Consider the following 24,247-nt stretch of genomic DNA (forward strand, 5'->3'; position numbering starts at 1 on the left):
ATATTGAATTTTTCATGAATTAAAGGCATATATACTATCTTTTTTATGAAAGGAGAAGTATATTCAGCAAGATGAAATCAAAAGCCCAAACAAGAAAAGAAAACCGGCGTAAAAAAAAGTCAAAACTCTGTCATTGCTGCGGCAAAACCGTTATGTTCTGCTGGAATTGCAGATGCGGATTTTCCATGTGCCAGGACTGCATGTATGAAAATCAATGGGGCATGACCTGCAATGGCATTACCTGGGAATGTCCTGATTGCGGTGGACAGAACGGATTTGGTAATCAATAAGATTTTTAAAATTCAGCCAAGAATCTTTGTGTAAAAACATGTAAAAGGAAAAAAATATGGCAAAAAAAATCACTGTAGGCACCTTGATATCAGGTGGCGGGACAAACCTTCAGGCAATCATTGATGCATGCCGCGACAACAGAATTGATGCAAATATTGTTTTTACTGGCTCTGACACGCCAGGAGTCAAAGGGCTTGAACGGGCGCAAAAAGCCAATATCGACACCTTTGTTGTGGATTACGCCCACATCATTGAAGACTGCAAAAAAAACGGAATAAAGGACACGGATCTGCCAAAAGATTTTAATCTGAAAGAAATTCAGTCAAAACAAAAACTGGTTGTATCTGATGCATCCAAAGAACAGGTGGAATTTTTTTTAAAAAGCCGGGCTATTGCAGAAAAAAAACTGTTGGATATTATCCTTGACTATGACATGGATCTTCTTGTCCTGGCAGGATTTATGCGGGTTTTAACCCCTTATTTTATTGACCGGATCAACATTGAGCCAGGAAAACACAAAATCATGAATATCCATCCCGCACTTTTACCGTCTTTCCCAGGCACGGACGGATATGGGGACACGTTTCGGTACGGTTGCAAAATCGGCGGATGCACGGTTCATTTTGTTGATTACGGGGAAGATACAGGTCCAATTATCGGACAAAAGGCATTTGAAATTGAAGACAAAGACACCCTTGACGACATAAAGAAAAAAGGCCTTGAAAAAGAGTGGGAACTTTACCCCCACTGCATTCAAAAGTTTGCTGATAGGGTTTAATGCGTAACATTGCCGGTGACAAGCCCCTATATGAACAGGGGCTTTAGGATACCGCCGTCAAATAGACTGGATAAAAAAAGGTCCTTCTGGATTCCGGATCAGATTTCCGTATTAATTTATCGCATCAGGAAAGAAAAGAATTCACCATTTGTATGGCGTCAAGATAGAACTGAGGCAATTTCTTTTCTATGGATTTGCCGGCGATCAGCGTGTAGAAATTATTATCCCACTCTCCTCTTTCAAGACTGACAACAATCTTTAAAATCTTTTTAAATTCCTTGTCTTTTCCCAGCAAGCCATCCTTTATCTTTTCCGAAAAAGTGATGTTTTTAAGAACATCTTTCATCTTTATATCCAGCATGGCATCCATAACGGAAAACAGGCCGAGAGTAAAAAGTTCCTCGGTTGTGAAATGGGTTTTGAAAACCGTTCCGAATTGTTCGCACAGCCTGGCACGAATGACTGAAGACCGGATCAGTTCGTTGGGTTTGCTTTCACTCAGGTCTGATACTGCAATAATGTTGATGAATTTTCTGAGTTCCTCCATACCAAGATAAGTAATGGCGTCTTTAATGGTGTTGATCGGGGTGGGCCGGGCAAAATATGCTGAATTGATAAATTTTAAAAGCTTAAACGATACTGAAACGTCTTTTTTAATCAAAGATTCAATTTTTTTTATATCAAGCTCTTTTTTTCCAACTTCGTTTATCAGCTTTAATTTGGTGATTTGGCTGGATGATATCTCTTTTTTTGATAATATTTCCGGCCTGGAAAAAAAATATCCTTGAAACAAGTCGAACCCCATCTCTTTTGCCAGTTCAAACTCTTCATAGGTTTCAACCTTTTCCGCCAGCAGGGTGATAGAATAATTGGATCGAATATCTTTTACAATGCCGGTCAGTGTTTCCAATGGGGTGGCCATCAGGTCAAACTTAATGATGTCGCACATTTCCATCATGGGAGTAAATTTTTCATGATAGACAAAGTCATCCAGAGCAATTTTAAACCCTTTTTCATGAAATTCTTTCAAGGCCAAAAGAATTTCATGGTCAGGCTCAATATTTTCCAGCACCTCTATGATGAAATGCTGTTGAGGAAAGAGAAGCGGGGTTTTTTGAAGAATAAGTTCTTTTGTAAAATTAATAAGGCCTGGTTTGTTGCCCAGGATTTCTTTGATTTCAAAAGAAAAAAAAGTGTTGGCCAGCACATTGGAAGTGGCAACATCCCCGTCAATATCCGGAAAAGCATTTTTAAAACCAAGCCTGAACAAAAGTTCATATCCCCAAAGTTTTTTTTGCGCAGTAAAAACAGGCTGTCGAGCAACGAAAATATCCATACAAAAATCCACTCCAAATACAATTAACTGCAATCAATAATTTTAAATGATATGACTATTTAACATTTATTGAAATTATTTGCAAAAAAACGAATTGCAGCAGACATACAACAGTTGGCATCAATTGATCAGTTTCAGCATCAAAGGCAAGGCTGTCATGGTTCCGATGGATGACCCCAGGTTGGTGAAAACAACCACCAGAAGTATCCGGGTCACATTGTTACGCCAAAAGCCTTTTATGGACCCGATATCATTTGGAATGTCTTCAAGATCCTTGACTTTAGGCTTTCTTGAAAAAGCTTCCACAAGCCCGGACACCCAGCCGGCAGCAATCATGGGATTTAAAGAGGTTAACGGGGCTGCAATAATTGACGAGATAATGGTCAAAGGATGAGCCAGTGCCAACAATGCGCCAAGACCTGCAAAAATACCATTGGCAGCGATCCAGATCCAGATCATATCCGATCCTGCGGATTTCCCTTCCATAAGAAACCCTGTTGCAAACAGCAATAAAATCAAAGATGGAATAAGCCATTTTAAGATTTTTCCGGTGTTGCCTGCCGGGGGGACACTGTTTAATTCATCAAGGTCTATGACATCATTTAGCGCCAGGTATTTTTTTATTCCAGGTGCATGAGCAGCCCCGACAACGGCCACGATTTTTTCACCCGGTGCAGACCTGATTTTTTCCGTCAGGAAGCGGTCCCGTTCATTGATCAAAGTTTTTTCAATAATGGGGTGGGTTTTTTTTACATCTGCCAGAAGGGTTTGCAGAATATCTTCCTGCTTCATTTTTTCAATATCTTCTTCCTCGATATCATCAGAGGCACCAAAGGAGAACACAAGAGAAGCCATCAATTTTAGTTTTTCCCACACCCCCATGCCTCTCCATACCCTGGAAAGAGTGACCTGAATATCCCGGTCGGCCGGAACTATAAGGGCATTAATTTTTTCTGCTGCTGCAATGGCATTGATCATTTCCTGGCCCGGCTTGATATTAAATTTATCCGCCATTTTTTTCTGAAAAGAAGCCAAGAGAAGATTCATGAACAACAGCAAAGCTTTTTTCTCTTTAATGACCTTGACAATGTCCATGTTTTTCCACCTGTCTGCATCCTTGAGAGCTGCAAGCCTTGTCCGGCAAAGTTCCACACAGACCGTATCCGGATTTTGTTCATGGATGGTATCTTGAACAAGCTGTGCGCTCTGTTTTGATACATGTGCGGTGCCGATTAAAATAATTTCTTTTCCATTGCAGGAAATACGGGTTATCATTTTATCGTCTTTATCCGGTTCAGCCAATTTGTTCGAAGAATTTTCCATGAATTTTATTCAACCTTTCAACTCAATTTAATGGGACTCGTATTATAACCATTATATTTTTCATGGCAATACAAATTCATCCAAATTCTTGACCTTAATAAATAGTTTTGATATTCAAAACAGTATGAAATCAATAGACGAACAAATACTGAGAACAACAAAAGAAATTATCGTCAAATTCATTGAAATGGGAAGACTGTCCCCCTCAAATATTCATGAATCATTTAAAGATATTTATACGACGGTCAATGAAACGGTCAAGAAAAATGTCAATACGACTGTCCCTTCCAATGACAAACAAGACTGAAGATAATTTTTTTCCAAGACTAAAATCCGGGATAAAACAGGACTTGATCCAGAAAACTATTTTTTTATCTGCACGGAGGCTTTATGCTGAGCGCACTGGCCATAAAAAACTTTGCGATCATTGATGATGTACAGATTTCATTTAAGGATGGATTTTCCGTATTGACCGGGGAAACCGGGGCGGGAAAGTCCATTATCATTGAGGCGGTCAACCTGCTGCTGGGTTCACGGGCATCAGCCGATCTGGTCAGGGCAGGCTGTGACAATGCGGAACTGGAAGCCTTTTTTGACATTGAAGAGCAGTCAAAAACCGCAAAGCTTTTAAAGACCCAGGACATTGACGGTTCCGAAGGTCTGATCGTTCGCAGGGTAATCTCGTCGTCAGGCAAAAGCCGTGTGTTCATCAACTCACGACAGTCAACCCTGGACCTTTTGAAAAAGGTCACCCGGGACCTTGCCGGTATTTCAAGCCAGCATGCCCATCAAGGGCTTTTAAAAGAAGAAAACCACCTGGAAATTCTGGATGAATTCGCAGATACGACACTCCTGAAAAATGAAGTCAAAGGCCTGTATCAAACCATTGTCCCTTTGAAAAACAAAATAAAAGAACTTACTCAAAGCCTGGAGGCAAAAAGAAAAGAACAGGACTTTTTAGAGTTCCAGATAAATGAAATCAGTTCTGCCGATATTCTTCCCAACGAAGATGAAGAGCTTGAAAAAAAACGCAAAACCCTTTTAAATGCTTCAAAAATATTTGAGGCGGTCAATCGCTCCATACATGAAATTCATGACAGGGAAGGCTCTCTTATCGAAAAATTGTCTTTTTTAAAAAATAATATGGAAAAACTGGAGGAAACAGAAGCCACCCTTGAAAAAACAGTTCAAAAATTATCGGGAACCATCTTTGATTTGCAGGATATTTCCGATGAATTAAGAGAATTTTCTTTTACCATTGATCTTGATCCGGCTTCACTTGAGATGACAGATCAAAGGCTGGACCTGATTTCCAAGCTGAAAAGAAAATATGGTCCAAGCCTTGAAGATCTGTTTTCTGCATATGAAGGCATGCAAAACAGGTTCTATCAAACAACCGGAACAGCAGAACAGATTAAAACGCTTGAAAAAGACGTTAATGAAATTTTAAAACAGATCAGTCAAAAAGCCGCGCAATTATCAGTCTTAAGGAAAAATGCCGCCAAAACATTATCCCGGCTTGCCGGAAAAGAATTGGAAGCCCTTGAAATGGGAAACGCAAACTTTGAAGTTTGTTTTTCCCATCAAATCGCAACGGGTTCAGACGATATTTCAACTCCTGATCAAAAAAAAATAGGACCGGACGGTATGGACAAAGTGAGGTTTTTGCTCAGTCCGAATCCGGGGGAAGCATTAAAGCCTCTGGTGAAAATTGCTTCAGGCGGTGAACTGTCAAGGATTGTTCTGGCACTAAAAGCTGTTTTATCAAAGACCAGATCCCTTGAAACATTGATTTTTGATGAGGTGGATGCCGGTATCGGCGGAGCAACCTCTGAAAAAGTCGGCCTTAAATTAAACCAATTGTCAAAAAAACATCAATTGATCTGCATCACCCATTTGGCACAGATTGCAAAATATGCTGAGAACCAGTTCCGAATATCCAAAAATGTTGTCAATGGACGGACCTTTACTACAATTGTTCCATTAGAACAGGGGCAGGCAAGGATAGAAGAGATCGCCAGGATGATCGGCGGAACGGATATTACAGGTGCAACCCTTGACCATGCCAGGGAACTTCTTGAACAGGCATCATCTTGACAAATAATCATAATATGGTTAGCTTAAAAAATCATTGAAAATCTGAAATAAAGGAGTTGTGATGCCGATATATGAATTTAAATGCTCAAAATGTGAAGAATTCTTTGAAGTCATTGTAATGGGTTCAAATGATAATGATATAATAAGTTGTCCTAAATGCGAATCAGAAGAATTTGAAAGAGTTATCTCCAAAACCAATTTTGCCATGGCAAGTCCATCCGCAGGACAAACCAAAGGGGTTCAAACCCAGGAAAGGCAATGTTCCTCAGGATCTTGTAAAACCTACACCGTTCCAGGTGAATCAAGATAATTTTCATGATTCGTTTAACACCCACTGATTTTTCCCTATTTAAAATTTAATGTAAAACTGCCGCATAAGGCAAAGGAGTTGTTGATGCAAAAAGTTGCCAAACTTGTTATTGACGGAAAAGAACTGATGCTTCCGGTAGTTGAAGGGTCAGAAGGAGAAAAGGCTATTGATATCAGAAGCCTTCGGCAGGAAACCGGATACATTACATTTGATCCTGGATTTGGAAACACCGGAACATGCAGAAGTGCCATTACCTATATGGATGGGGAAAAGGGAATTTTAAGATATCGTGGCATTCCCATTGAGCAACTGGCAGAACATTCAACATTTGTAGAAACAGCATTTCTCTTGATCACAGGTCAGCTTCCCACCCGTGAGGAATTAACCAGGACCAGCGTTTATTTGAATGATTTTTCACCTCTGCACGAAAACATGAAGGCGTTTTATCAGAATTATCCGCCCAAAGCACATCCCATGGGTATCTTGTCAGCCATGGTAAATGCCATGAGAAGTTTTTACCCTGAACTGATTGACCTTGAAGAAGAGATGAACAAGACATATCTTCGCCTGATCTCCAAAATCAGGACAATGGCGGCCATGGCCTACAGGATTTCATTGGGGGAACGGGTGGTTTATCCCAGACCTGACCTGTGTTATTGTGCCAATTTTTTAAACATGATGTTTGACAGTGTGGTGGTTCCCTATCATGTGGATGATGACCTGGTAAGGGCCTTGAACGTGTTCTGGATTCTTCATGCCGACCATGAACAAAATTGTTCCACTACGGCGGTAAGGGTTGTGGGCAGCGGAAAAGTCAATATTTACTCTACGATTTCAGCCGGAATTTCAGCGCTTTGGGGTCCTTTGCACGGAGGTGCAAACCAGGCAGTGGTCAATATGCTTGAAGATATTCATAAAAAAGGGTTGACGATCAAAGATTGTATTGCAAAGGCAAAAGACAAAACAGATCCTTTCCGGCTGATGGGATTCGGACACAGGGTCTATAAAACCTATGACCCCAGGGCAAAGATCATGAAAAAAATGGGGGATATTATTCTTTCAAAGATAAAACGAAAAGATCCTCTGCTGGACATTGCCCAGAGGCTTGAGGAAGCCGCGTTAAAGGACTCATATTTTAAAGAGAAAAATCTCTACCCCAATGTGGATTTTTATTCCGGCATTGTATTGAGGGCCATGGGGATTCCCACCAATATGTTCACAGTGATGTTTGCAATCGGACGTCTGCCGGGGTGGATAGCCCAGTGGAAAGAGGATGTGTCCGACCCTGAGATGAAGATATCAAGGCCCCGCCAGATCTATACCGGCCATCAGGAAAGGGGTTATATTCCAATTGATGACCGGGAATAGGTTATAAGATAGCAAAAAGTGTTGCGGAAAAATCATTTGATCAGACATGAGCATAAATCAACAAATATAGCTTTATTGTATTTTTCCGCAACAACATCCGTTTTTATTATTTGTAAGGCATCGTATGGTTTTAACGCTTTTCTAAACGTTTTATCCTGATATTTTAAGGCCTCGTAGCTGTCAATCAAACCAACAAGTTGAGCTTCAAAGGATATCTGTTTTATCCCATGCGGATATCCACTGCCGTCTAATCGCTCATGGTGTTCAAGAGCGGTTATGCCAATGGATTTATCAAAGGTCGGATATAATTCTATCTCCCTGAAACCCTTAATGGTGTGTGTCTTATAAATTGAATACTCTTTATCGGTAAGCTTTTCTTTTGTTTCTATAATTTTTTTATCAATTTTGGAGGAGCCAAAATCATGCAACAATGCACAAAGACAAAATGTTTTAATTTGCTCTTCAGAATATCTTTTAAAAAAACAATATTGAGCAGTAAGGGCTAAAACATTGACAGAATGCTCAACAACTTTAGAACTTTTATTGTTTATAGCGGTTAATGCGTCTAATAAATCCGAATTCTTTTTTACGCCATAAAACAAAATTTCTATGGTCTCAGGCAATGATTCTAAAGTAACTCCTAACGGCCCTGACAGTGCCTCTTCAACAATATTACAAAGGCTTTTTTTAATTGCATAAAGACCTTTTGAAGATATGGCTCGTGCTAATTTTATATTTAAAACCCTTTGCAATTTTTCAACAACAGAAACTTTATCTTCCTTGTGGATAAAAAACTGTGGATACTGATTTCGTTCAAGCAGGTCTTTATCCAATTTCTTATCTGCGTTTTTATAAAGAAGCGCCTCTCCATTCTTTGAAATATAATATAAAGGAAAATTATTATAGTATTTTATATGTGATTTTTTAATCGGTATTAAATCAGGCATATTATTTAAAATTTTTCTACAAATATTGTTACATATAACGGCCATGGCATATCACTCTGCCACAACAAATAATGAAAGATATTTAATTTCAGCAGGTTAAAAGTTCTTTAATATAAAACATACATGGCAAATTTGTCTGCCACAACAAAAACGAAACTCTTATTCTGGGGTGTCTAAAAAACCGCGTATTAGCCCATTTTTTTTGCTCGGTTTTTGGGCCTCTTATTCGGGTTAATATCGTGGTACATTGTTAGGATCATGGAAAGCCGCTTTAAAATCATCTTCACCGAGCAGATCCCTGCATTCTTCGCATTCTTGCCATTTTCCGGAATGCCCGTCATTGTAATGGAAATAGCAAACGCTGTATTGCTCATGGTGATATTGACAATACCCTCCACCTTCGATGGAAACATAAGAAGTGTCGCAGCAAATCCATTGATCACAACATTTAGTTTTCACAAGAGGAACCGAATCATTACCGCAAAATCTGCAATATTCACCTGGGATCGTTTTAGCTTTCAATCTATCATGTGTCATTAGAGATCCTTCTCTATTTTCATTAACCCAATATCTAACCGCACAATAGCAAACCCCACTGAATGACTCAAGATTGTTGTAAAATTCCTTTTGCGCCTTATGTTTTCTGTTTTTTCAACTGAAATCGGTTTTTTTATGAGTAAAATTTCAAAATTAAAAAAAGTAGATCGGCCTGGAAAGGGAAAGCAGTTGATCGAAATCAAACGATTAAGTATCAAAAAGCTGAACTGAAACGCATTAGAAACGATCGAGACAAATACAAGTTTCAATTTCGAAAGACCAGGCAGCAGCTGGTTGAAGAGCGCAAAAAAGCCACCTTGCCTGCCAAGGAAAAGAAAGAATTGCTGATTTATATTTCATTGAGCCTATTCCTGATCGGTCGTATTGGATTCAGAGCCATATCCAGGGTGCTTGGCGTATTAGCCCCATATTTTGGAATTGACGGCAAAGTTCCTTGCCCTCAAACGATCATCAACTGGCTCACTCGCTATTCATTGTCAAAAATTTGGACTTACAGTGGTCTGCCTTCAGTTTCTTTTGAGAAAAACAAATTTGTAAACGGTGCCATCTGGATCATAGATACTTCTATCGCCTTGGGTGTCGGTAAAATTCTTGCTGTTCTCGAACTTAACATCAATCATCATGCCACCAATGAGAGCGCGCCTGCCCTTAAAAACATAAATTGTGTTGCCATTTCTGTGGCTTCCTCATGGACTGGAAAATCCATTGCGGATTTTTTACAACAGGTGATCCATATTACGGGAAAGCCTGCGGCATATTTAAAAGACGGTGGATTGGATTTGAAAAAAGGTGTCAGACTTCTGAAGGAAAGAGGGCTGTATAGTCATTCCATCGATGATGTCTCTCATGTCGTTGCCAATCTGCTGAAAAAAGAATACAATAGGCATCCTTCTTATGATGGCTTTATCTCTGCATGCGGTCAAGCCTCAAAAAAAATGAAACAGACGGATCTTGGCTGTCTGGTTCCTCCAAAAGTATCGACAAAAGCCCGATTCATGAATATTCATCGACTGGTGAAATGGGCTGAAATGATTCTTCAACACTCCCCACGAGGGCGAACATCAGAGGGATCTGTCATTGCAAAGCTTAGAAATTCCATCGGTAAGCTTTCTGAACACAGGCCGTTTATCAAGCGATTCCTCCGTGATGCCCGTCCGCTTTTAGAAAGCCAGAAAATCCTTAAACATCGAGGGCTGAATTTCGAGACATACAAAGAGTGCAAAGCGATGTTACAATCTATTCCCCAGAGATCTCAGGTATCTATCGGCTTTATGACCTGGATGGAAAATCAACTGATCGTCGCATCATCATTGGGATTGAACAATATCGGGATGCCCATTTGTTCCGATAATATTGAATCCCTGTTTGGCCTTGGTAAAACCCATGGCGTCGGCGAAGTAAAAGACGCCAACAGAATCGCACTGCGCTTGCCAGCTTTTTGTGGAACCTTACCTGAAGACGCAGCAAAGATGGTCATGAGAGTGACTGTAAAGGAACAACAGGAAATTGAAAAAAAACTGTTGTCTTTAACCCGGCAACGCCGGGAAATTTTACCGAACCCCGGAAGTATGACAGCGGTTTTTTCTTCTGAAAAGAGATGCTATTTATCTCTTTTGCCGGTACCTAAAAACGGTGAAAAAACAGAAAATATAATTGATATTACAGCGAGTTGTGGAAAATTTATTGGTCACATGAAATCTATCCCAGACAATACAAATAATTCAGACGTCACGTCTCAAATCAGATCTGTAATCGCTTGAGAATGGCTTGCCTGGTCATTATTGATCGAAAACGTATGTGCGATCAGCGTGTTGAAATGCATGAGTTACAGGTGGATAGATTACCTGCAACTCAAGCAGGTTCAATGGAGGGCCAAATTATGAGCAAACTAAACAGGAAGATTTAGACGTCCCACTCTTATTCTTACAAGATGTTGAGCTGAGTTTCATATGAACGATTTTAGATGAAAGCCCTAAAAATTCACACAGAAACTTTCAATCTTTGTTATGGGCAAATCCTCAATAAAACACAAAGTCTGCCTATAGCAGCTATCGTAGATACTCTTTTTTGAAATTATTGTAAAGTTGAAATTGCCAATGAAAAAAACCCACCCATAACAGTAAGGGGTGAACTTAAAGTGCTGTTGTGCGGACTTTTCAGGCTGACAAACATCCCATGTTTTCTTGATTACGGGAAGTAAAATTAAAAGTGTTATTAGTTTTTATCATACCTCTATTGACAAACAGCAAAACCCTGCCCTATCATTGAAAATTTCAACACTGATAAGTATTAGGGTTGATTTAATACGATTGGAGTAAAAGCTATGAATTCAAAAGATTACTACCGCCTGTTGAAGATCGACAGAAACGCTACAGAGAATGATATCAAAAAAGCCTATAGAAAACTTGCCATGGAATTTCACCCGGATGTTAATACGGAAGAAAATGCAGAAGAAAAATTCAAAGCAATTAGTGAAGCCTATGCTGTTTTAAAAGACAATCAAAAACGGCAGATTTATGACCAGACAGAAAGCACTGATTTTAATGGATTTGGCAGCATGGGAAACCGCATGGGCCGTGGCATGGGACGATGCATGGGCCGGGGTATGGGTATGGGCATGGGGAAATGCAGCGGTATAGATGCTCTTTTCCAGAGGCGCTCCAGGTACAGCAAAAGAAGACCGGCAACACCAGGTGTCATACCGGAATAATCATTCAAACGGCAGGGAATTCATATTCATAGGACAATGGCGATTGTAAAGGCATGTCGTCCTCATATCACATGCTTCAACACTGTTTTATTTGAAAAAGGGTTAAACTATTGTGATAAATTAATGGATTTTTCGTGGTATCTGTGATGGCATTTTCTCTTTATTTAATGGCTGCGGTGTGTTTTTATGCCGGCCTGTATCATTTTATATTTTTTTTAAGGAGAAGAACCTACGGATTAAACAGTTTGTTTTCCTTTTTTTGCTTCACCCATGTTCTTTATTTTGTGGCCCAGGGCCAATGGTATTCTTCTGAAACTATCGAACGTGCCCTGATTTGCGTTCAATTTGCTTATGGATCAATATCCCTTATATTGATTTTGCAACTGTGGTTTTTCTACTATTATTGCGAAAAACCATTTTCCCAATTTATAAACATTTTAAGCACTGCACTATTTAGTATCTTTTTGATTGCAAGTTTTACCACAAGTGACCTGACACTATCTGCTGATAAAGCCTATATAAAAGAATTTGAGTTATTCGGGACAGCAAAATTCACAGCATATGAATTTGCTCCGGGGATATTGTTTGAATTGTTTATGTTGTTAGGTTTTGCTGAAACTATTTTTCTGTTTGTCATTATTTTGAGGTATTATCACAAGCGTTACGGCACGGTACTTAAACCCATGCCAATTGTTTTCAGCATCCTGCTTGTGGCCGGAGGGTATGACATTTTTTCTGCCCTGGGTTTGACAAATTCCATCTATATGAGTGAATTTGCTTTTATGATATTGCTTCTAACCATGGCCTACAGACTCACAAGTAATTTTATTGATGCAATAGATGAAGTAGAACGCCTTAACCTGTATCTTGATACCATCGTAAAAGCAAGAACCCGCGAACTGGAAGAAAAAAACAATACACTTCAAATGTTATCCACCACAGATCCTCTGACAAAACTGTTTAATCGCCGCTATCTGGAAGATAAATTGAAAAAAAAAGTTGTTCAAAGTGAGCGGTACGGCACCCCTTTTTCCGTGATCCTTATGGATATAGACAAGTTCAAATCCGTTAACGACAACTATGGCCATGATTTGGGGGATCAAGTTTTGATCAGCATATCACAAACCTTATTGGATAACATCCGTGAAACAGATGTTGCAGGACGCTGGGGTGGTGAAGAATTTTTAATCTTGACCCCTGAAACAGATATTGTAGTTTGCAAAACATTGGCAGAACGGCTGAGAATTCAAATACAAAACAAATCCCACGCATCCATTGATCAGATAACTGCAAGTTTTGGCATTGCCCAGTTCAAGCCCGATGATTCGATCAACTCTCTTATCAAAAGATCTGACAACAGGTTGTATAAAGCCAAGGACAGTGGACGCAACCAGGTTATAGCAGGGTAGCGCTTCCATCTTCTGTATTGTGCCGTACTTAAATTTTTATCAAAAGATAAAAGTTGACATACATTTTTAAATATTCTAATGAAACATCTAACTAAGCCACGAAGGCTGTTTTGCTTAAAATATAAAAATTAATTATTATTTATAAATAAACCACGAAGGTAACCAAAGTCAGAAGACTTGAAAATTCCTTGTGGTTTTTTGTTTTTTATAACTGCCAATGACAGCCCCGGCATTTTTCCTGGGTTTGTTCAAAACAAATATTGAAAGTTAATGCTTGGATTAGCAATCGCTTTCATAATAATGAGGTGGGCAAAATGGCCAACAAAAAATATGAGTTTTCATGTGTGGCATATGTATTCTCAGTTCTTTTTTTCATCGTTCTTTTATCCGGTTCCATTGTTCTTTTGTCTGATTCTATTGCATATGCTCAAGATCAGATCAAAGAAATCCGAATTGCTGATGCCAAAGGAGACTGGGGATACCCAAATCCCTACAGGCATTATCCAAGGGGGCCGGGCTATATTCGCATGAGCTGGGTGTTTGACACCCTTGTGTGGAAAGACAAAGACAAATATATTCCCGCACTGGCAAATTCCTGGAAATTCGATAAAAAATCAATGTCATATGTGTTTGAACTGAACAAACAAGCCAGGTGGCACGACGGGCAGCCGGTCACGGGTGAAGATGTTGTTTTTACAATTGACTATATGAAAAACCATCCCTACCACTGGATTGACTTAAGCCGCATTGCCGGTGCAAAACTGCTAAAAAAACATACAGTGGCTGTTTTGCTTAAAAAAGGCTATGCACCGTTTCTTTCGGATATCGGCGGAACAATGCCCATATTGCCCAAACATATCTGGAAGGACATTAAAAATCCCAAGGCCTTTGATGAACCCCTTGCCTATATCGGTTCCGGGCCTTACCGGTTTAAAGATTATGACCGGGCAAACAAGACATATTTGTATGAATCCTTTGATACCTATTATCTGGGAAAGCCAAAAGTTCATAAACTGATCTATATCAAAACAGGCAATCCCATTATGGCCCTTTCAACCCGCCAGGCATCCCTGTCAGCTATCCAGCCGGATATGGCGACCTTTTTGAAACAAAAAGGCTTTACCATTCTTGCAGATCAATACGGATGGAATAAAAAGCTGATGATCAATCATACCACAGCTCCTTTCAATAACGTAAAATTCAGGCAGGCCCTGGCTTTTCTGATCAACCGCCAGGAAATCATCGACAAGGCGCACAGGGGATTTGGCAAGATTGCTTCCTGCGGACTTTTGTCCATGGATCATGATATGTATAACCCTGATACAGCTAAATATACTTTTAACCCGTCAAAGGGACACGATTTGATAAAATCCCTCGGGTATAAAAAGAATAATCATGGATACTATGAAAAAGACGGAGCGATTTTAACCATTGAACTGCTTTCCTCCAATATCACGGTGGCAGGCGGCACTGCCAATGACCGGGATGGAGAGATTATAAAAAAACAGCTTGATGATGAAGGCATTAAAACACAATTGATCCATATGGAACAAACCACAGTTGACTCAAAGATCAGAAACTGGGATTTCATGCTGGCTGTTTCCGGGCACGGTGGAATCATGGGTGATCCCAAAGTGTTGAATGAAATGATAGGATCAAAATATGGGGCAGGATCTGTTAACAGTGCCAGGTTTGATACAGACACCCGGCTGAACAGCCTGATGGAAAAGCAGATGGAAACAATGGACCCGGAAAAAAGAAAGGCCGTGGTATTTCAAATCCAGGAACTGCACGCACAGCTTTTACCGGCAATCCCTCTGTACTGCCCGGATACTTACAGTGCATTTGATCCGTCTGCCAAAATTGACTGGTTTTACACAAAAGGCGGCATTTCAAAAGGAATTCCCATTTCTCAAAACAAAATGTCATTGGTCAGATAGATGAAACAAAAAAGCTTCACTGTTATTGCATACACAACAGCTCTTTTGATTTTAATCTACTTGAGCTATGCACTCCCCAAATGCCTTCCCGGAGATTTTGTTACAGCCATGTATTCGTGTTCCAATGTGATTTTAACCCAGCAGCAAGAGACTCAGCTAAAAGAATTTTATTCTGATAATGAAGATTTCAAAACTTATCTGTTCCGGGTTATAACGCTTGATTTGGGCTATTCCCATGCGTTTTTGGCCCCCATCTGGACATTAATCAAAGAATCACTGCCCTGGACCATTCTTCTTTTGGGCGGTGCCAATGTCATTTCCCTGGTGGCAGGATTTATCATCGGTGTTGAAACAGCCTGGCGAAAAGGCAGCCGGTTTGAAAAAAATACCGTAGGATCAATGACTGTGCTGGAGGGATTTCCTGAAATTGCAACCGGTGTGATTTTGCTGGCTGTTTTTGCCCTTCACCTGCAATGGTTTCCGTCATCAGGTGCCCAGGTTGCCTATTCAGATTTTACCATGGGTGAAAGACTGACCGATATTCTTTACCATCTGGCACTCCCCCTTTTAACCCTTGTGATTGCCTATATCCCCGGAACTGCGCTTCTGGTCAGAAACACCATGATAATGGTGCTGGGAGAAAAGTATATTCTGACGGCAAAATCAAAAGGCCTGCCCAATATCAGGATTAGATATCACCATGCTGCACGAAATGCCATCCTTCCGCTTGTCACCAGAATAGGCCTGAGAATGGCTTTTATGATAACAGGCGCCCTTGTGGTGGAAACGATTCACTCTTATCCGGGAATCGGCACCCTTCTTTTTACTGCCATTGGTACACGTGATCTGCCTTTGATCCGGGCCATTGTGCTGTATTCGTCAATGGGGGTGTTGATGATCAATCTGCTGCTTGAATTTGTTTACCCAATCATTGATCCAAGGATAAAAGATGCATAAAAACGGTCTAAAAGAAACAATTCGTGATCCCTTGTTTATTACCGGATTTTTTTTGTTGGGATTTGTTGTGGTCACCCTGGCTGTCGGCCGTTGCCTTACGCCTTTTTCACCGGATGACATCTCTTTTACACCTCTTTCACCGCCGTCATGGGAACATCTTCTGGGTATAAATGACGGGGGCCAGGATATTTTTTCAGAACTTGTTTTTGCCGTGGGAAATTCCCTTGGGTTTGGATTGCTTTGCGGAGGCACAACTCTTTTTATTGCAATTTTTGCAGGTCTTTTTGCCGCCTGGTATCAAGGGATAGTTGATCAGGTGATCATGCGGGTTTGTGATATTCTGCTCTCCATTCCATCAATTATGATTCTTATCTTTATTGCGGCACTGTTTCGTCCGCCTCCTTTTGTTCTTGCATTGGTTCTATCCTTTATGTCATGGCCAACCCTTGCCAGAAGTTTTCGGGCCCAAGGGTTGACACTCAGAAAAAGCCTTCATGTTCAGGCAGCCTCCCAGATGGGGGCAGGTGCTTTTTATATCATAAAAAACCACCTGGTTCCGGAATTGTTCCCTTTGTATCTTATCGGTTTTGCAGGAAAAATGAGAATGGCCATGTTTATGGAGGCAACGCTGGCTTTTCTGGGATTGTTTGATCCATCCAGAAAATCCCTTGGAATGATGATCAGTTACGCACTCAAGTACTATTATATGGATATCTGGTGGAACTGGTTTGCACCGCCGGTTGCTTTTTTATCAATCATGATCATGTCGGTTACGTTTATGGCGATTTCAATGGAAAAAGCCTTTGATCCGCGTATCCAAAACACAATGGGGTAACACCATGAATTTAAGGATAAACAATCTGTTTGTTTCATACACAGACAATGACCATGTTCTTTCAGCTTTGAACGGCGTTGACTTTAAAATTGAAAAAGGACAAATCACCGCTCTGGTGGGAGAATCTGGTTCCGGAAAAACCACCCTTGGTCTTGCCTGTATGGGGCTGTTGCCGGAAAATGCCGAACAAAACGGCCGGATATGGCTTGGCACACAAATGCTGACCGGCCTGGATAATGAAAGTTTGAATGCATTGCGCCACAACACCATTGCCATGGTGTTTCAAAACGGCGGAGCTAATTTCAATCCGGTGATCCGTGTGATTGATCAGGTGGCAGAACCACTTGTGAGCAGAGGAACAAAGAAAAAAGAGGCCAGGCAAAAAGCAAGCGCAATGTTAAACCGCATGGGTCTTGCAGCCCCCCTTCATGACCGCTATGCACACCAGTTGAGCGGTGGTCAGATTCAACGTGCATTGATGGCAATGGCATTGATTCTTGATCCCAAAATATTGATTCTTGACGAACCCACAGCCTCACTGGACAGCGTCACAAAATCCTTTGTCAAAACCATCATCCAAGAGGAAGCCGCATCAGGAAAGGCTATTCTGCTGATTACCCATGATCTTGGCCTGGCTCAGGATCTGGCCGATAAAACCATTGTCCTCTATCTTGGGCAGGTAATGGAAGAAACTTGTGAAAAAATCATTGAAAATCCGGGCCACCCCTACACCCATGCCCTGGTACGTTCTTTTCCAACCCTGGATACCACACGTGATCTTGGCGGTATACGGGGCACGGCATTTTACAGGTATACCCATTGCCATAAGCAGGGAGACGGCAATCACAACCATATTCAGACGGACAGATTCCATGATGACGGTCATGTGCCGGTATCAGGCTGTATTTTCAGGCCAAGATGTACCCAGGTGATTGACCGGTGTTACAATAGCATTGAAATCGTTCAAACCGAATCACAAAAAATCAGATGTGTCCGGGGCGGCATCACCCGGATGGTCCGTTTTAAAGGGGTTTCAAAAAAATATCACAAAAAAACCGCCTTAGCTTCCCTTGATCTGGATCTATACGCAGGAGAGTTGTTCTGCCTGGTGGGAGAGACAGGTTCCGGCAAAACAACCCTGGCAATGATTGCATCCGGTGCAATCAAATCCGATACAGGCAGTTTTGAATTCAATCCGGAAGACATAAAAGGAAAATCAATTTCACAAATTACCGGTGTTGTTTACCAGTCCCCCATGGAATCAGTGAGTCACAGGCTCAATGTTTTTGATATTGTGGCCGAACCCTTAAGAATTGCCAAAATTGAAAAAGACAGGGTCAATGAAATGGTGGTCAGAGCCTTGAAAAGAGCCCAGGTTTCCACGGCTTCCGATTTTTTGTTGAGATACCCTCATGAGCTTAACATGGGAGCGGTTCAAAGGGTCTGCATTGCAAGGGCAATTGTTAACGAACCGCTATTTCTTGTTGCTGATGAACCCACAAGCGCACTTGATCCCAGTGTTCAGGCAAAAGTTTTAAAGATGCTGCTTGACTTGCAGACGCAACTGGGACTGACCCTGCTGTTTATTACCCATAATATCGGTCTTGCAAAAAAAATCGGAGACCGGGTTGGGGTGATGTTGTCAGGCCATATGATGGAACAAGGTCCGGCAAAACAGATATTTAATTCCCCCTGTCATCCCTATACCCGTCTTTTGCTTGAAGACGGTGAAGAATATCAGCCAACAAATTCTGAAAGCCGCGTTGAAAATTCAAAAGAACACATCTGTCCTTTTATATCCAGATGCGCTTTGGCACAGACTCAGTGTTTTAAAACAATGCCGTTAAAAACAATCAATGGCAAAGGGTTTGTAAGCTGTCATCAATTTGAAAAAACATTGGAACCCTTTGTTCATGGCTGTATAAATTGATCAAGGATCGTGATTGAATCAGCATAAGAAAAAAAAATTGTGCATAACTGCCATGGCAGGACCTGGTCTTTCGCTCAGATTTGCCCACAACAAAACATGAAAGTCACTGTTGGAATTTTTTAAGACTTTCATATAAAAAAAACAATAAAAAGGTACAAGGAGAAAATAATGGAAATTATTTTAAAACCCACGGGAATTGTCAAAAGTTCAATCAAAGCACCTAGTTTAAAAGCTGACCATAAAGATATAAACCCGGCAAAAGCTAAAGAAGAGATGAAACAACAGCACAGGGAGTTAAAAGAGCATATTTCACAAATTATAATTGACAAAAAATTTGAAGAAATCCTGGAGGGTATTGAGGAATTTTCCCATATTCTTGTGCTTTACTGGCCTCATTTGGTGCCTGAAAAGAGCCGCGAGCTTTTAAAAGTTCATCCTATGGGCAGAAAAGATATGCCCCAAAAGGGGATTTATGCCACCTGCAGCCCGGCAAGACCCAACCCTATCCTTGTGACAGCCGTTAAGTTATTATCACGGAAAGACAATGTGCTGGAAGTAAAAGGGTTTGAGGCGGTTGACGGCAGTCCTGTAATTGATATTAAACCTTATGTGAGTCACTATTACAGCCCGGAAGATGTCACTGTTTCAGGCTGGATGCAGGACTTGACAGAAGAGCTTGAAACAGAAGAAATTAAAAACAATTGCTGAATAACCGCCACGGGCAGACCTTGTATCTTTTCTTTTTAAAGTCCACACCTTGGTTTGCCCACAACCGGTTTGCCCGCAAAAAAGATTAAAAACCTCTAAAAAAAGACCGTATAAATTCATTCATTTCAGTAAAGCTGATCTTGTCAACCCGTGCTTTTCCAATCTGTTCAAGAAAAACATAAAAAAGGTCAGTGCCCTGCTTTTTTTTATCTTTACCGGCAGCGCTGACAATCTCTTGTGCATTGTAATTTAATGTTGTGGGAAGGTTAAGATCATTTAAAAGTGATTGGATTCGTAAAACATCGTCCCGGGAAATCAATTGCCTGGCCTGTGAAAATTCGGCTGCCGCCACCATCCCCATTGCCACTGCTCTTCCATGGCCGGCTTTTTCAATTTTTTCAATTGCATGGCCAATGGTGTGGCCGAAATTGAGTTTACGTCTTTCTCCGGACTCTTTTTCATCCTGCTGGACAACTTGGGATTTGATGCTTACGGAATCTGCAACAAGCCGAAAAATCGTATCATAATCAAGATTCAAAGCTTTTTGTTTGTTTGATTCAATAAAATCAAACAGATTGGCATCGCAAATCAGTGCATGCTTGACGATTTCAGCAAGACCGTTTGAAATTTCTTTTTCAGGAAGGGTATTTAAAAGCTCAATGTCACAAATGACGAATTCAGGCTGGTTGAAAACCCCCACCATATTTTTATAGGACTCCAGGTTGACACCGTTTTTGCCCCCCACACTGGCATCCACCTGGGAGAGAAGAGATGTGGAGACAAACCCGAAGTCGACTCCCCGAAGAAAAGTAGAGGCTGCAAACCCTGTAATATCACAGACAATGCCGCCGCCGATTCCCACAATAAAGCTTGAGCGGTCACAGGAATAATGGATCAGCTCTTTTAATATGGTTTCAATGGTTGCAAGGGTTTTAATTTTTTCTCCTGTCCCGATGGTGATAACGGGAACATCCGGAAAATCTTTTTGATAATATTTTTTCAGGTTCTCGTCCGTGACAATGACAACCTGACTGGACGGCAAATAATTTTCCAGATTTTTAAGACGTTCTCCCACATATATGGAAGAACGTTTTGATTGACCGTTAACATGGAAGGTTTCCATTATTTTTCCCCAACAATTGCATGAATCGCATTCATTTTTTTCATGAGATCAAAAAACTGATCCGGGTATAAAGACTGGGCTCCATCACTCAAGGCCTCATCCGGGTTATTGTGAACCTCAATCATCACGCCGTCCGCACCCAGAGCTGCCGAGGCATAGGAAAGGGCTACAACCTGATCCCTGACACCGGCTGCATGGCTGGGATCGACAATGATGGGAAGATGGCTTTCTTTTTTTGCGGCAGGCACAACGGAAAGATCCAGCGTATTTCTGCTGTGTCTCACAAAGGTTCTTACCCCTCTTTCACACAAAATAACATTGTTATTGCCCTCTTCCATAATATATTCAGCAGCCATCAACCACTCCTGAAGCATGGCAGACATCCCTCTTTTTAAAATCACAGGTCTGTAGGATTTTCCAGCACGCCTTAAAAGGCTGAAATTCTGCATATTCCTGGTGCCGATCTGGACAATATCGGCATATTCTTCAACAACATCAAAATTCTCAACATCCATAACTTCCGTTACAACAGGCAATCCTGTTTCTTCCCGTACTTTTGCCAAAAGTTTGAGGCCTTGTTTCCCAAGCCCCTGGAAAGAATATGGAGAAGTCCTCGGCTTAAATGCACCGCCTCGAAATATTTTTGCCCCGGCATCTTTAACGGATTTTGCAATGGACATAACCTGTTTTTCGCTTTCAACAGCACAGGGACCGGCAATTACGGGTAAGCTCCCATTGCCGAAAACAGCATCACCAACTTTAACGTGGGTATTTTCCTGTTGAAATTCCCGGCTGACGAGTTTATACGGTTTTGTCACCGGAATAACCTCCTTTACACCGTCAAGCCCCAGAAAATGAGCGGCATCAACAGAACCCTTGTTGTGCAGAATTCCAATGGATACCCTGTCTCCTCCGGGTATGGGCCGGGCTGTGTAACCTCTTTTTTCAATTGCGTTTACTGCAGCTTGAATTTTTTCTTCAGTTGTGCCTTTTTCCATCACTACTAACATTGTTTTCCTCCGTTTGATTTTGTATCAGTATTCAATCGTTTGAGCAATAAAAAAGGCTGCAGATTTTTTACAGCCAAAAAAACAAAAAAAAGGCTGCATTGTTTGACTGCAGCCTTTTTAAATTTTAGTGTATAATTTTTATTTCAGACCGCTGCCGCAGAAAGTTATGCGCCACCATCGCCAAAGCGGACAACCTGCCGCAGATTTTCTATCGGCATGTTGTTTTTTTGTGTTTGTTTCTGTGTATAAGAACATCATAATAAAACTGATTATAGATAATAAATGACGTTTGTCAATAAAAACATTTGAAACTTATAACTTAGTGTTTGCTTTTCCACAGCTATCACGGTAACCTTTAATCGTTTATATGAAAGAATTTCTAATTTCGTTGACATCATACTTCTTTCATTTTTTTGTTGTGGCAGCTTGATCTGCCATTTCCATTATTCAAAGTAATATTTTTTTTCTTAATAGATATGAAAACACGAGTAATTATTGCAGATGATCATGCCATACTTCTGGAAGGATTGAAAAACCTTCTTGAAAAAAAGGGGATAATTGTTGTTGCGACAGCAAAAAATGGGCGTGAAGCCTGTGATTTGGCAATCCGGCTTCAACCCGATGTTGTTATTATGGATATTTCCATGCCAAGGCTCAATGGTGTGGAAGCAACGGAAATCATACGGCAGAAAATTCCAAATACCAAGGTAATTGCGCTTTCCATGCATTCCAACAAACAGAGCATAGATAAAATGTTTGCATCCGGTGCATCCGGATATATCCTAAAAGAATCTACATTTGATGAATTGTATGATGCAATACAGGAAGTTAAAAATGACAAATTTTACTTAACCCCTTCCATTGGCAAATTATATGTCGATAAAAAGGGAAAAATGCCTAATGGCATCAGTAACCATTCGAAATTCAACAAAATCTCAAAAAAAGAACGCGAAGTCCTTCAACTGGTTGCAGAGGGACAAAGAAACCGGGCAATTGCTGAAAAACTTGGCCTCAGCATCAAAACTGTAGAAACCCATCGCAGAAATATCATGAAAAAACTTGGTATTTTCAATGTTGCAGGGCTTACAAAATTTGCAATCAAAGAGGGAATTATTTTTCTGGAGTAACTGCCACAGGCAGACCTGGTAATTCACCTTGATTTGACAACAACAAAACATAAAAATCACTGTTTGGATTTTTAAAGATTGTCGTAACAGAAAAAAATGTTTAAAAAAATAAAAGTTTTCCATGATTGTAATACCTTTGATAGTTTAATATATTATGATGAATATTAATTTGCTTTAGGGGTGAGGTGGGTAAAATGGAACATATACGATTAAACAATGAGGATCCTGATGTGGTAAAAACCCTTGCCGGAGGAATCGCTCATGATTTTAACAACCTATTGACCGCAATTAAAGGCAGAGCATCACTGATGATGAATAGCATGAAATCATCTGATCCTCTGTATAAACATGTCACGGAAATCATCAAGTGCATTGATAAAGGCTCTGAAATGACAAACCAGCTGCTTGGCTTTGCCAAAGCCAATGAGTATTACTTGCGGCCTATTGATATAAACCGGCTGGTTCGAAATATAGTTGAAAGCCTTGATTTCAGGCGTAAAAGAATTATTCTGGATGTGGATCTAAACCCAAAACCTCTGATCGTTGATGCTGATCCTGATAAAATTACCCAGGTACTGATGGCAATTATTGATAATGCCCTGCTTGCCATGCCCAAAGAGGGAAAGCTTTCCCTTGTAACGGAATCTGCAGCTATTGTAAATGGAAACGCAGATTCTTACGGGCTGAACAGCGGATTTTTTGTTAAAATTACCATTGCAGATACAGGGATAGGTATGGAAAAAGATGTGCTGGAGAATATTTTCACCTCTTTTTATTCTCTAGACCCTGAACGTTATCCTGATAAAAAGGGCTTGGGGCTAACCTTTGCCAAAGAAATTGTTCAAAATCATAATGGGGTCATTGATGTATGGAGTTCTCCAAATACAGGATCTTCTTTTTCTGTTATTTTACCCTTAAAAGAAAAACCGGATAACATAGATATCCCGTCAGAAGATGAAAAATTGATTATGGGCAATGGATTGGTTCTTCTGGTAGATGACGAGGAACGAATTCTGACGGTTGGACGGGAAATCTGTAAGGTGCTTGGGTATAGTGTTATAACGACTGCTTCCGGAAAAGAGGCATTAAACATCTATAGAAAAAGAAAAGATGAAATAAATCTTGTTATTCTTGATATGATTATGCCGGAAATGAATGGACTTGAGACATTCATTGAGCTCAAGAAACAAAATCCTGAAATAAAGGTACTGCTTTCAACCGGGTATTCCATTGATGAAAAGGCCCAGGAGATGCTCAGACAGGGATGCAAGGGATATATTCTGAAACCTTACAGCGTGGTCGATTTTTCCCATAAAGTAAGAGATGTTTTGGAATTGTAAATTTGTCAAACTGCCTGCAGAAAAATATTGTCAAAGGGATATGAAGACTTCAGGAATACTTACGTGTATTCAATCCTTGACACTTAACCTGTGATTTTTTATAGTCCTTGGAACTTATTTGAATAAATACAAGCTTTTGCTAAAGATGCA

General features: G+C 40.5%; 22 protein-coding genes. 16 read left to right on the forward strand and 6 right to left on the reverse strand.

Features of this window, described 5'->3' with window-relative positions; translation table 11 throughout:
* Positions 1-71 precede the first annotated feature (71 nt).
* Both TOL2_RS20680 and purN read left to right on the forward strand, forming a co-directional pair.
* Positions 72-290, forward strand: coding sequence for a hypothetical protein (locus TOL2_RS20680; RefSeq protein WP_014959227.1), 219 nt, complete (start codon positions 72-74; stop codon positions 288-290).
* Positions 291-346: 56 nt separating this feature from the next.
* Entirely contained in the window at positions 347-1,069 is a 723-nt protein-coding gene (gene purN, locus TOL2_RS20685) for a phosphoribosylglycinamide formyltransferase (RefSeq protein ID WP_014959228.1), read from the forward strand.
* Between the two features lie 124 nt (positions 1,070-1,193).
* Here the strand turns inward: purN and TOL2_RS20690 are convergent, their stop codons facing one another.
* Both TOL2_RS20690 and TOL2_RS20695 read right to left on the reverse strand, forming a co-directional pair.
* Positions 1,194-2,405 (reverse strand): EAL and HDOD domain-containing protein, encoded by a 1,212-nt coding sequence (locus TOL2_RS20690; protein ID WP_014959229.1) that lies wholly within the window; start codon positions 2,403-2,405, stop codon positions 1,194-1,196.
* Positions 2,406-2,525: 120 nt separating this feature from the next.
* Entirely contained in the window at positions 2,526-3,728 is a 1,203-nt protein-coding gene (locus tag TOL2_RS20695) for a TraB/GumN family protein (RefSeq protein WP_041279658.1), read from the reverse strand.
* Between the two features lie 124 nt (positions 3,729-3,852).
* Here TOL2_RS20695 and TOL2_RS20700 point away from each other — a divergent pair, with 124 nt between their 5' ends.
* The 4 genes from TOL2_RS20700 (at position 3,853) to TOL2_RS20715 (ending at position 7,503) form a co-directional block, all read left to right on the forward strand.
* Positions 3,853-4,035, forward strand: coding sequence for a hypothetical protein (locus TOL2_RS20700; RefSeq protein WP_041279659.1), 183 nt, complete (start codon positions 3,853-3,855; stop codon positions 4,033-4,035).
* 83 nt (positions 4,036-4,118) lie between these two features.
* Complete coding sequence (recN, locus tag TOL2_RS20705) at positions 4,119-5,825, forward strand: DNA repair protein RecN (RefSeq protein ID WP_014959231.1); 1,707 nt, start codon at positions 4,119-4,121, stop codon at positions 5,823-5,825.
* Between the two features lie 61 nt (positions 5,826-5,886).
* Positions 5,887-6,135, forward strand: a complete 249-nt coding sequence (locus TOL2_RS20710) for an FmdB family zinc ribbon protein (RefSeq protein ID WP_014959232.1) — start codon at positions 5,887-5,889, stop codon at positions 6,133-6,135.
* A gap of 84 nt (positions 6,136-6,219) precedes the next feature.
* Complete coding sequence (locus TOL2_RS20715; protein ID WP_014959233.1) at positions 6,220-7,503, forward strand: citrate synthase; 1,284 nt, start codon at positions 6,220-6,222, stop codon at positions 7,501-7,503.
* Between the two features lie 32 nt (positions 7,504-7,535).
* Here the strand turns inward: TOL2_RS20715 and TOL2_RS20720 are convergent, their stop codons facing one another.
* Both TOL2_RS20720 and TOL2_RS24420 read right to left on the reverse strand, forming a co-directional pair.
* A complete protein-coding gene (locus TOL2_RS20720; RefSeq protein ID WP_232507985.1) occupies positions 7,536-8,495 on the reverse strand; it encodes an HD-GYP domain-containing protein in 960 nt (319 codons plus the stop codon).
* A gap of 186 nt (positions 8,496-8,681) precedes the next feature.
* On the reverse strand, positions 8,682-8,987 hold the full coding sequence (locus TOL2_RS24420) for a hypothetical protein (protein WP_014955645.1): 306 nt from the start codon (positions 8,985-8,987) through the stop codon (positions 8,682-8,684).
* A 341-nt stretch (positions 8,988-9,328) separates the two neighbouring features.
* On the opposite strand from TOL2_RS24420, the gene TOL2_RS20730 reads away from it, so the two are divergent.
* The 8 genes from TOL2_RS20730 to tsaA all read left to right on the forward strand — a co-directional run bounded on the left by TOL2_RS20730 (position 9,329) and on the right by tsaA (position 19,497).
* Positions 9,329-10,768, forward strand: coding sequence for a hypothetical protein (locus TOL2_RS20730; RefSeq protein ID WP_193787649.1), 1,440 nt, complete (start codon positions 9,329-9,331; stop codon positions 10,766-10,768).
* A gap of 563 nt (positions 10,769-11,331) precedes the next feature.
* Positions 11,332-11,718: a DnaJ domain-containing protein gene (locus TOL2_RS25845; protein ID WP_014959235.1), complete on the forward strand. Its 387-nt coding sequence runs from the start codon at positions 11,332-11,334 to the stop codon at positions 11,716-11,718.
* A 464-nt stretch (positions 11,719-12,182) separates the two neighbouring features.
* Positions 12,183-13,127, forward strand: a complete 945-nt coding sequence (locus TOL2_RS23875) for a GGDEF domain-containing protein (RefSeq protein WP_158406152.1) — start codon at positions 12,183-12,185, stop codon at positions 13,125-13,127.
* 314 nt (positions 13,128-13,441) lie between these two features.
* Positions 13,442-15,067: an ABC transporter substrate-binding protein gene (locus tag TOL2_RS20745; protein ID WP_014959237.1), complete on the forward strand. Its 1,626-nt coding sequence runs from the start codon at positions 13,442-13,444 to the stop codon at positions 15,065-15,067.
* Positions 15,068-16,024: an ABC transporter permease gene (locus TOL2_RS20750; RefSeq protein ID WP_014959238.1), complete on the forward strand. Its 957-nt coding sequence runs from the start codon at positions 15,068-15,070 to the stop codon at positions 16,022-16,024.
* Positions 16,017-16,859 (forward strand): ABC transporter permease, encoded by an 843-nt coding sequence (locus TOL2_RS20755; protein WP_014959239.1) that lies wholly within the window; start codon positions 16,017-16,019, stop codon positions 16,857-16,859. The genes TOL2_RS20750 and TOL2_RS20755 overlap by 8 nt, the downstream gene beginning before the upstream one ends.
* Before the next feature lie 4 nt (positions 16,860-16,863).
* Complete coding sequence (locus TOL2_RS20760) at positions 16,864-18,789, forward strand: ABC transporter ATP-binding protein (RefSeq protein ID WP_014959240.1); 1,926 nt, start codon at positions 16,864-16,866, stop codon at positions 18,787-18,789.
* A gap of 168 nt (positions 18,790-18,957) precedes the next feature.
* The gene (gene tsaA, locus TOL2_RS20765) at positions 18,958-19,497 is read left to right on the forward strand and encodes a tRNA (N6-threonylcarbamoyladenosine(37)-N6)-methyltransferase TrmO (protein ID WP_014959241.1); all 540 of its coding nucleotides are present in this window, start codon (positions 18,958-18,960) and stop codon (positions 19,495-19,497) included.
* A gap of 85 nt (positions 19,498-19,582) precedes the next feature.
* On the opposite strand, the gene aroB is transcribed toward tsaA, so the two are convergent.
* Entirely contained in the window at positions 19,583-20,620 is a 1,038-nt protein-coding gene (gene aroB, locus TOL2_RS20770; protein ID WP_014959242.1) for a 3-dehydroquinate synthase, read from the reverse strand.
* Positions 20,620-21,630 (reverse strand): 3-deoxy-7-phosphoheptulonate synthase, encoded by a 1,011-nt coding sequence (gene aroF / locus TOL2_RS20775; protein WP_041279660.1) that lies wholly within the window; start codon positions 21,628-21,630, stop codon positions 20,620-20,622. Before aroF ends, aroB begins: the two co-directional genes overlap by 1 nt.
* A gap of 476 nt (positions 21,631-22,106) precedes the next feature.
* On the opposite strand from aroF, the gene TOL2_RS20780 reads away from it, so the two are divergent.
* Together TOL2_RS20780 and TOL2_RS20785 are read left to right on the forward strand one after the other, a co-directional pair.
* A complete protein-coding gene (locus TOL2_RS20780; protein WP_014959244.1) occupies positions 22,107-22,757 on the forward strand; it encodes a response regulator in 651 nt (216 codons plus the stop codon).
* Positions 22,758-22,951: 194 nt separating this feature from the next.
* A complete protein-coding gene (locus TOL2_RS20785; RefSeq protein ID WP_014959245.1) occupies positions 22,952-24,097 on the forward strand; it encodes a hybrid sensor histidine kinase/response regulator in 1,146 nt (381 codons plus the stop codon).
* The last annotated feature ends 150 nt before the right edge of the window (positions 24,098-24,247 follow it).

The sequence above is a fragment of the Desulfobacula toluolica Tol2 genome, assembly GCF_000307105.1.
Lineage (GTDB): Bacteria > Desulfobacterota > Desulfobacteria > Desulfobacterales > Desulfobacteraceae > Desulfobacula > Desulfobacula toluolica.

Excerpts from the sequence above, each read along its gene's own strand:
- TOL2_RS20680 (WP_014959227.1), top strand. The coding sequence starts at position 72 with ATGAAATCAAAAGCCCAAACAAGAAAAGAAAACCGGCGTAAAAAAAAG.
- purN (WP_014959228.1), top strand. The coding sequence starts at position 347 with ATGGCAAAAAAAATCACTGTAGGCACCTTGATATCAGGTGGCGGGACA.
- TOL2_RS20690 (WP_014959229.1), bottom strand. The coding sequence starts at position 2,405 with ATGGATATTTTCGTTGCTCGACAGCCTGTTTTTACTGCGCAAAAAAAA.
- TOL2_RS20695 (WP_041279658.1), bottom strand. The coding sequence starts at position 3,728 with ATGGAAAATTCTTCGAACAAATTGGCTGAACCGGATAAAGACGATAAA.
- TOL2_RS20700 (WP_041279659.1), top strand. The coding sequence starts at position 3,853 with ATGAAATCAATAGACGAACAAATACTGAGAACAACAAAAGAAATTATC.
- recN (WP_014959231.1), top strand. The coding sequence starts at position 4,119 with ATGCTGAGCGCACTGGCCATAAAAAACTTTGCGATCATTGATGATGTA.
- TOL2_RS20710 (WP_014959232.1), top strand. The coding sequence starts at position 5,887 with ATGCCGATATATGAATTTAAATGCTCAAAATGTGAAGAATTCTTTGAA.
- TOL2_RS20715 (WP_014959233.1), top strand. The coding sequence starts at position 6,220 with ATGCAAAAAGTTGCCAAACTTGTTATTGACGGAAAAGAACTGATGCTT.
- TOL2_RS20720 (WP_232507985.1), bottom strand. The coding sequence starts at position 8,495 with ATGGCCGTTATATGTAACAATATTTGTAGAAAAATTTTAAATAATATG.
- TOL2_RS24420 (WP_014955645.1), bottom strand. The coding sequence starts at position 8,987 with ATGACACATGATAGATTGAAAGCTAAAACGATCCCAGGTGAATATTGC.
- TOL2_RS25845 (WP_014959235.1), top strand. The coding sequence starts at position 11,332 with ATGAATTCAAAAGATTACTACCGCCTGTTGAAGATCGACAGAAACGCT.
- TOL2_RS20745 (WP_014959237.1), top strand. The coding sequence starts at position 13,442 with ATGGCCAACAAAAAATATGAGTTTTCATGTGTGGCATATGTATTCTCA.
- TOL2_RS20750 (WP_014959238.1), top strand. The coding sequence starts at position 15,068 with ATGAAACAAAAAAGCTTCACTGTTATTGCATACACAACAGCTCTTTTG.
- TOL2_RS20755 (WP_014959239.1), top strand. The coding sequence starts at position 16,017 with ATGCATAAAAACGGTCTAAAAGAAACAATTCGTGATCCCTTGTTTATT.
- TOL2_RS20760 (WP_014959240.1), top strand. The coding sequence starts at position 16,864 with ATGAATTTAAGGATAAACAATCTGTTTGTTTCATACACAGACAATGAC.
- tsaA (WP_014959241.1), top strand. The coding sequence starts at position 18,958 with ATGGAAATTATTTTAAAACCCACGGGAATTGTCAAAAGTTCAATCAAA.
- aroB (WP_014959242.1), bottom strand. The coding sequence starts at position 20,620 with ATGGAAACCTTCCATGTTAACGGTCAATCAAAACGTTCTTCCATATAT.
- aroF (WP_041279660.1), bottom strand. The coding sequence starts at position 21,630 with ATGTTAGTAGTGATGGAAAAAGGCACAACTGAAGAAAAAATTCAAGCT.
- TOL2_RS20780 (WP_014959244.1), top strand. The coding sequence starts at position 22,107 with ATGAAAACACGAGTAATTATTGCAGATGATCATGCCATACTTCTGGAA.
- TOL2_RS20785 (WP_014959245.1), top strand. The coding sequence starts at position 22,952 with ATGGAACATATACGATTAAACAATGAGGATCCTGATGTGGTAAAAACC.